The 13,251-nt window shown below is 67.6% G+C and carries 8 protein-coding genes and 1 other annotated feature; of the genes, 6 read left to right on the top strand and 2 right to left on the bottom strand.

The features are described from left to right. Window positions 1-36 precede the first annotated feature (36 nt). The 5 genes from BSZ14_RS06235 to BSZ14_RS06215 all read left to right on the top strand — a co-directional run bounded on the left by BSZ14_RS06235 (window position 37) and on the right by BSZ14_RS06215 (window position 7,483). Window positions 37-1,329: a dicarboxylate/amino acid:cation symporter gene (locus BSZ14_RS06235; RefSeq protein ID WP_076710266.1), complete on the top strand. Its 1,293-nt coding sequence runs from the start codon at window positions 37-39 to the stop codon at window positions 1,327-1,329. Window positions 1,330-1,399: 70 nt separating this feature from the next. After that, the gene (locus BSZ14_RS06230; RefSeq protein WP_042487594.1) at window positions 1,400-3,505 is read left to right on the top strand and encodes a transglycosylase domain-containing protein; all 2,106 of its coding nucleotides are present in this window, start codon (window positions 1,400-1,402) and stop codon (window positions 3,503-3,505) included. A 393-nt stretch (window positions 3,506-3,898) separates the two neighbouring features. Beyond that, window positions 3,899-3,954: a sequence feature (sul1 is cis-regulatory element that is thought to sense ions involved in sulfur or methionine metabolism; They are found in Alphaproteobacteria), on the top strand. Between the two features lie 69 nt (window positions 3,955-4,023). Beyond that, a complete protein-coding gene (locus BSZ14_RS06225; protein WP_076710265.1) occupies window positions 4,024-5,505 on the top strand; it encodes a SulP family inorganic anion transporter in 1,482 nt (493 codons plus the stop codon). Window positions 5,506-5,564: 59 nt separating this feature from the next. Then, a complete protein-coding gene (locus BSZ14_RS06220; RefSeq protein ID WP_076710264.1) occupies window positions 5,565-6,566 on the top strand; it encodes a threonine aldolase family protein in 1,002 nt (333 codons plus the stop codon). Then, window positions 6,563-7,483 carry a DMT family transporter gene (locus BSZ14_RS06215; protein WP_042487575.1) on the top strand — a complete coding sequence of 307 codons (921 nt, stop codon included), beginning with the start codon at window positions 6,563-6,565 and terminating at the stop codon, window positions 7,481-7,483. Before BSZ14_RS06220 ends, BSZ14_RS06215 begins: the two co-directional genes overlap by 4 nt. On the opposite strand, the gene BSZ14_RS06210 is transcribed toward BSZ14_RS06215, so the two are convergent. Both BSZ14_RS06210 and BSZ14_RS06205 read right to left on the bottom strand, forming a co-directional pair. Next, a complete protein-coding gene (locus tag BSZ14_RS06210) occupies window positions 7,393-8,232 on the bottom strand; it encodes an NAD(P)-dependent oxidoreductase (protein WP_076710263.1) in 840 nt (279 codons plus the stop codon). The two genes, BSZ14_RS06215 and BSZ14_RS06210, sit on opposite strands and share 91 nt — an antisense overlap. Window positions 8,233-8,530: 298 nt before the next feature. Next, window positions 8,531-10,237 (bottom strand): M28 family metallopeptidase, encoded by a 1,707-nt coding sequence (locus BSZ14_RS06205; protein WP_076710262.1) that lies wholly within the window; start codon window positions 10,235-10,237, stop codon window positions 8,531-8,533. Window positions 10,238-10,640: 403 nt separating this feature from the next. On the opposite strand from BSZ14_RS06205, the gene pepN reads away from it, so the two are divergent. After that, window positions 10,641-13,244: an aminopeptidase N gene (gene pepN / locus BSZ14_RS06200; RefSeq protein WP_198930461.1), complete on the top strand. Its 2,604-nt coding sequence runs from the start codon at window positions 10,641-10,643 to the stop codon at window positions 13,242-13,244. Window positions 13,245-13,251 lie beyond the last annotated feature (7 nt).

Genomic DNA, 13,251 nt, shown 5'->3' with positions numbered 1-13,251 from the left:
TTGGGATCGTTTCGCCGGCTTGCTAGCTATGGTCGGATGAGATTCCGTTTTTCTTTCGGCGCGCAGGTGTTCGTCGGCATGGCCGTGGGCCTGCTGCTCGGCCTGCTCGCCCGGTCGCAGGGCCTGGCCGGATTGGCCGAGGGCCTGCGCATCGTCGGTGAGAGCTTCGTCCAGCTGCTCAAGGTGCTGGTCGTCCCGCTGGTGTTCACCGCCATCGTCGCGTCGATCGCGGCGCTGCGCGACCTGAACAATGCCGCCCGGCTGGTCGCGGCCACCTTCATCTGGTTCGCGATCACCGCGCTGATCGCCGTTACCATCGGGCTGACGCTGGGCACCGTGCTGCAACCCGGTCTGCATGCGGGCGTCGCGCCGGGCAGCGCGGTGCGGCCCGATACGGCGGGCTCCTGGCTGGACTTCCTGCGCGGGCTGATCCCGTCCAACATCCTGGGCCTGTCCGCCTCGACGAGCGCGGGCGACAATGGCGCGCTGAAGACCGGCTTGTCGTTCAACATCCTGCAGATCATCGTCATGGCGGTTGCGATCGGTGTCGCGGCCGTGCGGGTCGGCGACAAGGGCGAGGGCTTCCTGTCGTTCAACGCCTCGGCGCTCGCCATCTTCCGGCGCATCCTGTCCTGGGTGATCCGGCTGACCCCGCTCGGGTCGGGCGCACTGCTGGGCAATGCGATCGTGCGTTATGGCTGGCAGTCGCTGTCCGCGCTCGGCAGCTTTGCGCTGGCGGTCTATATCGGCCTCGGCCTTGTCCTCTTCGTGGTCTATCCACTCTTGCTGCTCGCCAACGGCATGTCCCCGAAGCGGTTCTATGCCGCCGCCTGGCCCGCCATCCAGCTGGGCTTCGTCTCGCGCTCGTCGATCGCCACCCTGCCCGTGACCGAAGACGCGGTGGAGCGGCGGCTGGGCGTGCCGCGCGCCTATTCGGCCTTTGCGGTCCCCTTTGCCGCGACCACCAAGATGGACGGGTGCGCCGCCATCTATCCCGCCATCTCGGCGCTGTTCGTCGCGCAATATTATGGCCTGCCGCTGCATGTCGGCGATTATGTGCTGATCGTGCTGGTATCGGTGCTGGGCTCGGCGGCGACCGCCGGGCTGACCGGCGCGGTCGTCATGCTGACGCTGACGCTGTCCACATTGGGCCTGCCGTTGGAGGGTGCGGGGCTGCTGCTGGCCATCGATCCAATCCTCGACATGGGACGGACCGCGATCAACGTGGCGGGGCAGGCGCTGGTCCCGACCATCGTCGCGCACCGGGCGGGCCTCATCATCGACACGCCCCCGGCGGAGCGCTTGCCGGAGGTGCCGCAAACAGGGTAAACACGTGCATGAGCTTGCGCGCGGTGTTCTGGTAAAGTAATACACGCGAGGCCGATCGCCGGAACCCCAGATGCGCCCCGACCCATTTAATCCCGACCGTACCCCGCTGGACCGGCCTTACGAGCCGGTCGGCCCCCATTATCCGCTCTATGATGCGGAGACGCAGAGCTGGACCTTCGGCCCCGACGAGGACGATGCGCCGCCCGAGCGGCCGCGTCGGAATATCCGCTGGGGCCGGTGGATCGCGCGGGGCATGGGGGCGGGCATCATCCTGCTGGTCATCGCCATCGCCTGGCTGGCCGTCACCGCGCCTTTGTCGCGCTCGCTCCAGCCGCCGACGCCGCCCTCGATCACGCTGACCGCCGATGACGGCACGCCGATCGCGCGGCGCGGGGCGATCATCGGCGCGCCGGTCGATGCCGCCAAGCTGCCCGCCCATGTGCGCGAGGCGTTCATGGCGATCGAGGACCGGCGCTTCTACTCGCACTGGGGCATCGACCCGCGCGGTATCCTGCGCGCCGCCTGGCACAATATCGGCTCGGGCGGGGTGCGCGAGGGCGGATCGACCATCACCCAGCAGCTGGCGAAGAACGCGTTCCTCGATTCCGACCGCACCGCAGGCCGCAAGATCCGCGAGGCGATGATCGCCTTCTGGCTGGAGGCGTGGCTGACCAAGGACGAGATCCTGTCGCGCTATCTGTCCAACGTCTATTTCGGCGACAATGTGTACGGCATCACCGCCGCGTCGAAACATTATTTCGGCCGGACGCCGGACAAGCTGAACATCGGCCAGGCCGCGATGCTGGCCGGGCTGGTCAAGGCCCCCTCGCGCCTCGCGCCCACCACCAATTTGAAGGGCGCCCGCGCCCGGCAGGCGGTCGTCGTCGCGGCGATGGAGGATGCGGGCTTCCTGACCAAGGCGGAGGCCGATGCCGTCCAGCCGCAGCGCGTCCTCGCCTCGCGGCCCGAGACCCTGCCCAGCGGCACCTATTTCGCCGACTGGGTGCTCCCCGAGGCGCGCGACCAGGCGGGCGAGATCAAGACCGAGGCGACCGTCCAGACGACCCTCAACCCCCGGCTCCAGCGGATCGCCGAGCGTACGGTGCGCAGCGCCGGGCTGAACCAGGCGCAGGTCGCACTGGTCGCGATGCGCCCCGACGGCCGCGTCGTCGCGATGGTCGGCGGCAAGGATTATTCCAAGAGTCCGTTCAACCGCGCGACCCAGGCGCGGCGCCAGCCGGGTTCGGCCTTCAAACTGTTCGTCTATCTCGCCGCCTTGCGCTCGGGCATGACGCCGGACTCGACCATCGAGGACGAGCCGGTCGATATCGCCGGGTGGAAGCCGCGCAACAGCGATGGCCGCTATCTGGGCAAGATCACGCTGCGCCAGGCGTTCGCCCGCTCGTCCAACGTGGCGGCGGCGCGGCTGACCCAGGCGGTCGGCGTGAAGTCAGTTATCAAGGCGGCGCGCGACCTGGGCATCACCACGCCGATCCCGAACGAGGCGACCATCGGCCTCGGCACCTCGACCGTCAGCCTGCTGGAGCTGACCGCCGCTTATGCCGCGGTCGCCAATGAAAGCTATCCGGTCGCCGCGCGCGGGCTGAACGACGTCAAGGACAAGGGCTGGTACCAGTCGCTGACCGAGCGCAAGACCGGCTTCTCCTCGGCGGTGCATGACGGGATGCTCGACCTGCTGTCCTCCTCGATCAAGACGGGCACGGGGCGGCAGGCGCTGCTGACCGTAGATGCCTATGGCAAGACGGGGACGACGCAGGATTCGCGCGACGCGCTGTTCGTCGGCTTCGCGCGCGATCTGGTGGTCGGCGTGTGGGTCGGCAATGATGACAACACACCCAATCCCGGCCTGTCGGGCGGCGGCGTCCCCGCGCGCATCTGGCGCGCCTTCATGCAGTCCGCGCTCGACATCCCGCCGGTCGCCGCACCCGTGGTGCAGGAAGAGGTCGATCCCGACGCCATCTCCAATGGCATGGACGAGGAGATGATCCCGACCGAAAGCGATCCGGTCGGTGAGATCATCCAGGGCCTGGGCCTGGACGTACGCACCGGCGACGATGGCTCGATCACCGTCGGCCCCGGCCGCCGCCGCCCCGACCGTGCCGGTCCGCCCCCGGAGGATCGCCGCCCGCCCGACGAGCGCGACGAAGAGGAATAGGGTACGCTTTCGGACGGGAGGCGTCTTATCTCTCTTCGCGCCGTCGCGACTTCGCGGGATCCATCCTTCTTCGCGCGAAGCCGCGATGACGCGAAGATGATCGGGTTCGCGCAGAAGCGCGGAGGACGCAGAGAAGCGATCTGCTCAATTCCTCCCCTGTAAGGGGAGGGGGACCATCCGCAGGATGGTGGAGGGGTGTCGGCAGGGGTGAGTGCAGTCCCACCTGACCAACGGCTACACCCCTCCGTCAGGCCTTCGGCCTGCCACCTCCCCTTGCAGGGGAGGAATGTCGATCGCTCTCTCGCGTCCTCCGCGCCTCTGTGCGAACAAAAACGGTGAGCCGGAAGGGGCTTGCCCTGCCCACCCCTTCCCCGTTAAACGCGCGGTCATTCGCAAGGACCCGGTGAAATTCCGGGTGGCTATTCCGGCCGCCGATCCGCCGGACAACAGAATGCATGGCCCTATCCCCGCTCCTGTCTTCAGGGAGCGCGTCGCCATGCGCGAAATTCTGGTATTCCATGACTGTTCAAACCTATCGAACCCAATGGTTCACGAGCCCGGGCGAAGCTGGCCGCGACGTGCTCGCCGGACTGGTCGTCGCCCTCGCGCTGATCCCCGAGGCGATCGGCTTTTCGATCATCTCGGGCGTCGATCCGCGCGTCGGGCTCTATGCGTCGGTCGCGATCGCGATCGTCATTTCCTTCACCGGCGGGCGGCCTGCGATGATCTCCGCCGCGACCGCCGCAGTGGCGGTCGTCGTCGTGCCGCTGGTCCGCGAGCATGGTGTCGAGTATCTGTTCGCCGCAACGATCCTGATGGGCGTCATCCAGATCGGCGCGGGACTGCTGCGCCTCGACCTCGTGATGCAGTTCGTGTCGCGCTCGGTCATCACCGGCTTCGTCAATGCGCTCGCCATCCTGATCTTCATGGCGCAGCTGCCGCAGCTGACCGGGGTGACATGGCACAGCTATGCGATGGTCGCAGGGGGGCTCGCCATCATCTACCTCTTGCCGCGCGTGACCAAGGCCGTCCCCTCGCCGCTGGTCGTGATCCTGGTGCTGGCGGCGGTCAGCATCGCCATGGGCCTGCCGGTGCGCACGGTCGGCGACATGGGCCGCCTGCCCGAAGGGCTGCCCAGCCTGGTCCTGCCCAACGTGCCCCTGACATGGGAAACGCTGCGCATCATCCTGCCCTATTCGCTGACCATGGCCGCCGTCGGCCTGCTCGAATCGCTGCTGACCGCGCAGATCGTCGACGACATGACCGACAGCGACAGCGACAAGCGTCGCGAATGCATGGGACAGGGCGGCGCCAACATCGCCGCCGCTTTGGTCGGTGGCATGGGCGGCTGCGCGATGATCGGCCAGTCGGTCATCAACGTCACCTCCGGCGGGCGCAAGCGGCTGTCGACTCTGACCGCCGGTGTCGTGCTGCTGATCCTGCTCGCCGGGCTTGGCCCCTTTGTGGGGCGTATTCCGATGCCCGCGCTGGTCGCCGTCATGGTGATGGTGTCGATCGGCACGTTCAGCTGGAACTCAATCCCGAACCTGCGCCGCCATCCGCCGACCTCCTCGGTGGTCATGCTGGTCACGGTGGCGGTGGTCGTCCTGACCCATGATCTGGCGAAGGGCGTGGCTGCGGGCGTGCTACTGTCGGGCATCTTCTTTGCCGGAAAGGTCCGCCGCCTGTTCGCGGTCGAACGGACCGAGGATGCGGGCACGATCCGCTACCGGGTCACGGGGCAAATCTTCTTCGCCTCGGTCGACCGCTTCACCCGCGCTTTCCAGGCCGAGCCGGGCCGCGATGTCGTGATCGACGTGTCGGCGGCGCATTTCTGGGACATTTCGGGCGTGGGTGCGCTCGACAAGATCGTCGCGCGACTGCGCCGCGACGGCGCCAGCGTCGAGGTGATCGGCTATAACCAGGCGAGCGCCGACCTGGTCGACCGCTTCGCACTGCACGACAAGACCGGCGTCGAACTGGGCCTTGCGCCACACTGACGCACCATATGGGGGAGCGGTGTTGACCTGTTCTGCCGCCTCCCCCAAACGCATGGGCCATGCGCTTTTTCTCGGACAATGCCGCCCGTATCCATCCCAGGGTGATGGAGGCCATCGCCGGTGCCGACCAGATGGACACCGCCTATGACGGCGACCGCTGGTCCAGGGCACTGGACGGGCGCCTGTCCGAGCTGTTCGGCACCGAGGTGGAGGTGTTGTGGGTGCCCACCGGCACCGCCGCCAACTGCCTGGCGCTGGCCGCGCTCTGCCCGCCCTATGGCGGCGTGGTCTGCCACCGCGACTCGCATATCCAGAATGACGAGGGCGGCGCACCCGAATTCTACACGCACGGCGCCAAGCTGATGCTGGCCGATGGCGAGGGGGCCAAGCTGACCCCCGGCACGATCCGCATCCTGATCGACGCCATCGCCAACGACGTCCACCGGGTCCAGCCGCACGCCGTGTCGATCACCAACGCCACCGAATATGGTCGGGTCTACAACCCCGAGGAGGTCGCCGCGATCGGCGCACTGGCGAAGGAGCGGGGCCTGAGCTTCCACATGGACGGCGCGCGCTTCGCCAATGCGGTGGCGCGGCTGGGCTGCACGCCCGCCGCGCTGACCTGGCAGTCGGGCGTCGACGCGCTGTCCTTCGGCTTCGTCAAGAATGGCGCGATGAGTGCCGAGGCTTTGGTCTTCTTCAAGCCCGGCCTCGCCGACGCCACCCGCCGCCGCCGCAAGCGCGCCGGGCTGTTGATGTCCAAGGGACGCTATCTGGCGGCACAGGTGCTGGCGATGGTCGAGAACGACCTGTGGATCGCCAACGGCGCGCTCGCCAATGCCTGTGCCGAGCGACTGGCCGAGGCGGCGGGTGAGCGTCTGGTCCATGCCGTAGAGGCGAACGAGGTCTTCCTGCGCGCCACGCCGGAGGAAGCGGCGACGCTCCGCGCACAGGGCTTCGATTTCTATGACTGGGCGGAGGGTGAAATCCGGCTCGTCACCGCCTGGGACACCAACGCGCACCATGTCGCCCGTCTCGCCGACGCGATCTCCAAACTGTGAGCGAGTTCGACACCGCCCCCCGCTCGACCCGCGCCGCCGTCCTGATCCCCTTTGCGATCGTCACGCTGATCTGGGGATCGACCTGGCTGGTCATCCGCGACCAGATTTCGGTCGTGCCCGCCACCTGGTCGGTCAGCTATCGCTTCCTGGTCGGTGGCCTCGCCATGGGCGCCTTCGCGCTGGCCAAGCGGGAGAGTTTCCGGCTGGGCACCACCGGCCTCCTGTTCGCCGCCGGAATCGGGCTGTTCCAGTTCGTCCTGAATTTCAACTTCGTCTATCATGCGGAGGGCTACATCACCTCCGGGCTGGTCGCGGTCGTGTTTGCGATGCTGCTGATCCCCAATGCCGGGTTCGCGCGCCTGTTCCTGGGGCAGCGCATGGGGCGGCAGCTGCTGGTCGGCTCGGCCATCGCGATGGCGGGGGCAGCACTGCTGTTCGTTCACGAGGCGCGGGTCGATCCGGCGGGGCCAGCCCGCGCGCTGACCGGCATCGCGCTGACCATCGTGGCGATCCTGTCCGCCTCCACGGCGAACGTCATGCAGGCGACCAGGACCGCCAAGCGCTTCCCGATGCACGCGACCCTCAGCGTCGCGATGCTGATCGGCTCGGCACTGGATGCGGTCATCGCCTATAGCCTGAACGGGCCGCCGGTGTTCGAGATGCGCACCGGCTATGTGCTGGGCATCCTCTATCTCGGCCTGTTCGCCTCGGCGCTGGCCTTCCCGCTCTATTACCGGGTGCTGCGCGCGATCGGCCCGGCCAAGGCGGCCTATTCCAGCGTCATCGTGCCGGTCATCGCGATGAGCCTGTCGACGGTGTTCGAGGGTTATCGCTGGTCGCTGCTGGCGGGCGCGGGGGCGGCGGTGACGGCGGCCGGGCTGGTCATCGCGCTCAAGGCGCGCAGGCCCAACCGGTAATCGGGATAGCGCGGACGCCAGTTCAGCACCCGCTTGGCTTTGCCGTTCGCCACCCGCCGGTTCTCGGCATAGAAACCACGCGCCGCCGCCGACAGGCTCTCCAGCGGCACCAGCGGTGGCGGCGGCAGTCCGGCGAGCGTGGCGGCGTAGGACACCACCGCGTCCTGATCGCACGGGAAATCGTCGGAGAGGTTGTACGCGCCCGCCGGACCGTCGAACCCGGCGATCACGCCCGAGACGATGTCGGCGATATGCACCCGGCTGAACACCTGTCCGGGCAGGCCGACCCGGTGCGCGCGACCGGCACGAACCCGGTCGATCGGCGAGCGGCCGGGGCCATAGATGCCGGGCAGCCGGAACACCCGCGCGCCCAAGGCCTGCCAATCCGCATCCGCCGCCGCCCGCGCCGCGCGCCGTCCCGAGCCGATAGGCGCGGTTTCGTCCACCCATGCGCCCTTCGCGTCACCATAAACGCCGGTCGAGGACAGATAGCCGAGCCACGCGTCCGACTTGGCCAGTTGTACGCCATAGGTGACGAGAACCGGATCGACCTCGCCCTCAGGCGGGACGGAGGACAGGATATGCGTGGCGGCGGCGATCTCCGCCTCCACCCGTTCCCGATCGTCGAAGCGAAGCGTGCCGCCGCGCCCGTCACGGGTCGTCCCCGCCACAGACCAGCCACGCCCTTCCAGCAACGCCGCCAGATGACCCGCGGCATAGCCCATGCCGAAGACGAACAAACGGCTCATACCTCGAAACTGCCTGCCGTCATCATGACCACCAACCCAACCTCCGTTCGCACTGAGCGAAGTCGAAGTGCACATACCAGCGTTTCCGCGTGGCCTTCGACTTCGCTCAGGCTGAACGGATGGAGGGGATTTTGGTCTCCGTCCATGATGAACCGCCTATCGCCTCAATCTCCGTTCGTGCTGAGCGCAGTCGAAGCACATGTACCAGCGGTCCCGCATGGCCTCCGACTTCGGCGCTATGCGCCGAAGTCTATCCCGAGCGGGGGTTGGGGGATTTGGTGCCAAGCCCGAGGCTTGTTCACTTGCCCGCCATCGGTCCCTTGTAGAGCGTGCCGAAATAATCGCCCTTGTTCCACACCGGCCGCTCGGGCGCGTCGGCGATCTCGCGCGCGATGGCGTAGTTCACGCTGACGAAGCGCGGCCCCTGGCTCCAGTCGATGCCCTGGTCGATCTCGTCGCCGACCCGGTGATAGCGGTGGCTCATGAAATCCTCGACCGCGGCCTTGCCCGGTCCCTTCTGGCCCGGCCACAGGAAGACCGAGGGAATGCCCTTCTGCACGAAGCGGAAATGGTCGGAGCGGACGAAAATGCCTTCCTCGGGCATCGGATCGGGTGAGACGGGCAGGTCCATCGCCGCCACCGCCTTGCGCACGATCGGCCCCAGGGTCGAGCGGTCCGCGCCGAACACCACCATATCCTCGAACTTGTAGGTCAGGATCGGCATGTCGAGATTGACGTCGGCGACGATCGATTTCAACGGCACGGTCGGGTGGTTGGCGAAATAGTCGGAGCCGACCAGCCCCTTCTCCTCCGCCGTCACCGCCAGGAACAGGACGGTGCGCTTGGGCGGGGTGGCGGCCTTGAAGCGCTTGGCCTCCTCGATCAGGCTGGCGATGCCGATCGCATTGTCGAGCGCGCCGTTGTTGATCCGGTCGCCCTCGCCCCCTTCGTTGGTGCCGATATGGTCGAGATGCGCGGACAGGACGACGACCTCGTTCTTCAACTTGGGGTCGCTGCCGGGGATCAGGCCGACGATATTGCTGCTGTCCATCGGCTTGAAGCTGGTCTTGGTGGCGACGGTCAGCGTGCCCTTGGCGACCAGCGGGGTGTAGCGCGGCTTCGGCGCGGCGGCGGCCTTCATCTCCGCGTCCCAGCCCTTGCCGAACAGCTTGGCCGCGCCCGCCTGCGACAGGGTGCCGAGCACCGGGGTCGTCGGCGTCATGGCATGCGCGGTGCCGTCCGGGTTCGCCCAGGTCACGCGCGGCGCATTGTAATAGCGGGCCAGCGAGGCGAAGGGCCGCTGCCGTCCTCCGGCGCGGGGCATGTCGACCTGGATCGCACCGACCGCGCCGCGCGCCGCCGCCAGCGAGGCCTTGTTCGCCGCCGACCCGAAAAAGGCGCGCTCCTCGCCGCCCAGCCCTGCCGGCGTACCGGGGACGAAGGCGACGATCTTGCCGCGCACATCGACGCCCTTGTAATCGATCAGGCCATATTGCGCGGCATCGATGCCGTAACCGACAAAGACGACCGGCGCCGACAGGCTGGTTTCCTTCGCGTTGGGCACGGGCGATGGCACGAAGTCCTCGCCGAAGACCAGTTCCTGTGCCTGGCCCCCCGCCGGGGTCCACAAGGCGCTGCCCTTGTCGGCGACATTGTACGCGACCAGCGGCACCTTCTGCAGATAGCCGCCCTGGTCACCGCCGGGCCGCAAGCCCGCCGCATAGAATTGCGCGGCGACATATTGCGCGGCGATGTCATAGTCGCGGGTCCCCGCCTCGCGTCCGGCCATCGCGTCCGACGCCAGGAACATGACATGCGCCTTCATCGCGGCCTGATCCTCGGGGAGAGGCGCTGTGATGACGGCGTTGCGTTCGGCCGGGCTGCGCGTCGCCTTCGCCTCGACCGGCGCGGTGCCAGTGGTTTGATAAGGCAGGTGATCGTGATCATGCGCGATCGCGGCGGTGGACAAGAGAAGCAGCGGCAGCAGAGCCGTCATACGCGACATGCAGGACCTTTCGGGGAAATGGTGTGGCATAGGCGTATCACGCCATCTTGGCCGATCAACCCCGCTTAGGGCGGAGTGCCATCTAGGCTGCCCCCATTTTCCCTCTCCCCTGGATAGGGGAGAGGGTTAGCGGAGCTTGCCAGCCTTGCTGGCTAGCGCAGCTTGGGTGAGGGGTTGAGCGAGCCTTTGGCTCGCGCGCTCGGCAAGCGAGCGCTGCACCCCTCACCCAGCTCCGACTAAGCCTTTGCTTTCGCAAAGGCCAAGTCTGCGCAACCCTCTCCCCTCGATGAGGGGAGAGGGGAAGATGGGCATATCTGATTGTCGATCCCGCCCAGGACACGCGGTCCGGTTTTTCCTGACCAGCCCGGTGGTCGCGGCGGTCCCGCCCGGCTATATTCGCGTGATGGACATTCAGCGCAGCGCCGCCCAGCCCAGCACCACCCCCGCCGCCATCCGGCGCGAGGATTACAGCCCCCCCGCCTGGGAGGTGCCGCAGATCACGCTGGACTTCGCGCTCGACCCCGCCGACACCCGTGTCCGCGCCGCGCTGACCGTCACGCGCAGCGGCGCGCATGACGAACCCCTGCGGCTCGACGGCGCTGGCCAGACGCCGCTGTCGGTCAAGGTCGACGGCGTCGCCGTCAACGACTGGCGGATCGAGGGCGAACAGCTGGTCGTGCCGCTGACCGGCGATAGCCATGTCGTCGAGACCGAGGTGTCGATCGCGCCCGAGAGCAACACCCAGCTCATGGGCCTTTATGCCTCGGGGGGAAACCTCTGCACCCAGTGCGAGGCGGAAGGGTTTCGCCGCATCACCTGGTTCCCCGACCGGCCCGATGTGCTGAGCGTCTACCGGGTGCGGATGACGGCGGACCGGCTGCGCTACCCGGTGCTGCTCGCCAATGGCGATCCGGTGGCGAATGGCGAGAATGACGACGGCACGCATTGGGCCGAGTGGCACGACCCCTTCCCCAAGCCATCCTATCTGTTCGCGCTGGTCGCGGGCGACTTGGCGGTCAATGCGTCGACCTTCACCACGATGGGCGGGCGCGAGGTGCAACTGGGCATCTGGGTCCGCGCCGCCGACCTGCCCAAGACCGACCATGCGCTCCATGCGCTGAAGCTCTCCATGGCGTGGGACGAGCGGGTCTATGGCCGGGAATATGATCTGGACGTGTTCAACATCGTCGCGGTGGACGATTTCAACTTCGGCGCGATGGAGAATAAGGGGCTGAACATCTTCAACAGCCGCTACATCCTGGCCGACCCCGACACCGCGACCGATTACGATTACGACGCGATCGCCGCCGTCGTCGCGCATGAATATTTCCACAACTGGTCGGGCAACCGGATCACCTGCCGCGACTGGTTCCAGCTGAGCCTCAAGGAAGGCTTCACCGTCTATCGCGACCAGTGTTTCTCCGCCGACCAGGGATCGGCGGCGGTCAAGCGGATCGAGGATGTGCGCGGGCTTCGCGCCAGCCAGTTCCCCGAGGATTCCGGCCCGCTCGCCCATCCGGTGCGCCCGGAAAGCTATATCGAGATCAGCAATTTCTACACGGCGACCATCTACAACAAGGGCGCCGAGCTGATCCGCATGATGGCCACCATGCTCGGCCCGGTGAAGTTCCGCGCCGCGACCGACCTGTATTTCAGCCGCTTCGACGGCACGGCCGCGACCTGCGAGGATTTCGTCGCCTGCATGGAGGAAGCGGGCGGCGTCGACCTGTCGCAATTCCGCCTCTGGTATTCCCAGGCGGGGACGCCGCGCGTCTCGGCAGGCCTGTCCCACGAGCCCGGCGGCGGCCGCGCCGAGCTGCGCCTGGCCCAGCATGTCCCCGCCACGCCGGGGCAGAGCGTGAAGCAGCCGATGCTGCTGCCGCTCAAGGTCCGGCTGTTCGGTGCGGAGACCGGCCGCCCGCTGACCGACGAGACGCTGATCCTGCTCGACCAGGCGGCCGAGACGATCGTGTTCGAGGCCATCACCGAACGTCCCATCCTGTCGATCAATCGCGGCTTTTCCGCCCCCATCGTGGTCGAGAGCGATCGCACGGCCGAAGACCTCGCCTTCCTGTCCGCGCATGACGACGACCCCTTTGCCCGCTATGAGGCGATGCAGCAGCTGATGCTCGACACGCTGGTCGCGGGCACGATCCATGGCGAGATGAAGGGGCGGGCGGTGATCGACGCCGTCACCCGCACGCTGGAGGCCGAGGGGCTGGAGCTGGCCTTCCTCGCCGAGGCCGTGCTGTTGCCGTCGGAGAATTTCATCGGCGACCAGCTCGCCACGGTCGACCCGGACGCGATCCATGCCGCGCGCGAGGCGCTGCGCACGCAACTGGGCCAGGCGCTGCTGCCGACCTGGCGGCGGCTTTATGCCGAACTGGCGCAGGGGCCTTACGTCTATTCGCCCGAGGCCAAGGGGCGGCGGCGCCTGCGCAACGTCGCGCTCGGCTATATCGCGGCCAGCGGTGCGGAAGACGCCGCCGCGCTGGCCTTCGCGCAGTTCGAGACGGCGGACAACATGACCGACCGGCAGGCAGCGCTGACGACGCTGGTCCATTCCGACGCGCCCGAGCGCGAGGAAGCGCTGGCGTGTTTCCATGCGCGTTATGCCGGTAACGGGCTGGTCCTCGACAAATGGTTCCAGACCCAGGCGCTGTCGTCGCGCAGCGACACCGGCGCGGTGGTCGAGCGGCTGGTCCGGCATCCCGACTTCACGCTCGCCAATCCCAATCGGGCGCGCGCGGTGCTGGGGGCGTTCGGGGTGAACCAGCGTGCGTTCAACGCCGCCGACGGCTCGGGCTATCGCTTCCTGGCGGATCAGCTGATCGCGCTCGACCGGCTCAACCCGCAGACCGCCGCCAAGCTGTTGCCGCCGCTCGGCCGCTGGCGTCGCTTCGACGCCAGGCGCTCCGCACTGATGCGCGCCGAACTGGTGCGGATCGTCGAGACGCCGGGCCTGTCGAAGGACCTGTTCGAGCAGGCCTCGAAGAGCCTGGATTAAGAAAATT

Source organism: Sphingomonas sp. Sph1(2015), assembly GCF_001970915.1.
GTDB lineage: Bacteria > Pseudomonadota > Alphaproteobacteria > Sphingomonadales > Sphingomonadaceae > Sphingomonas > Sphingomonas parapaucimobilis.
Note: the sequence above shows the minus strand (reverse complement) of the source record. Positions and strands in the feature narration are given on the sequence as shown.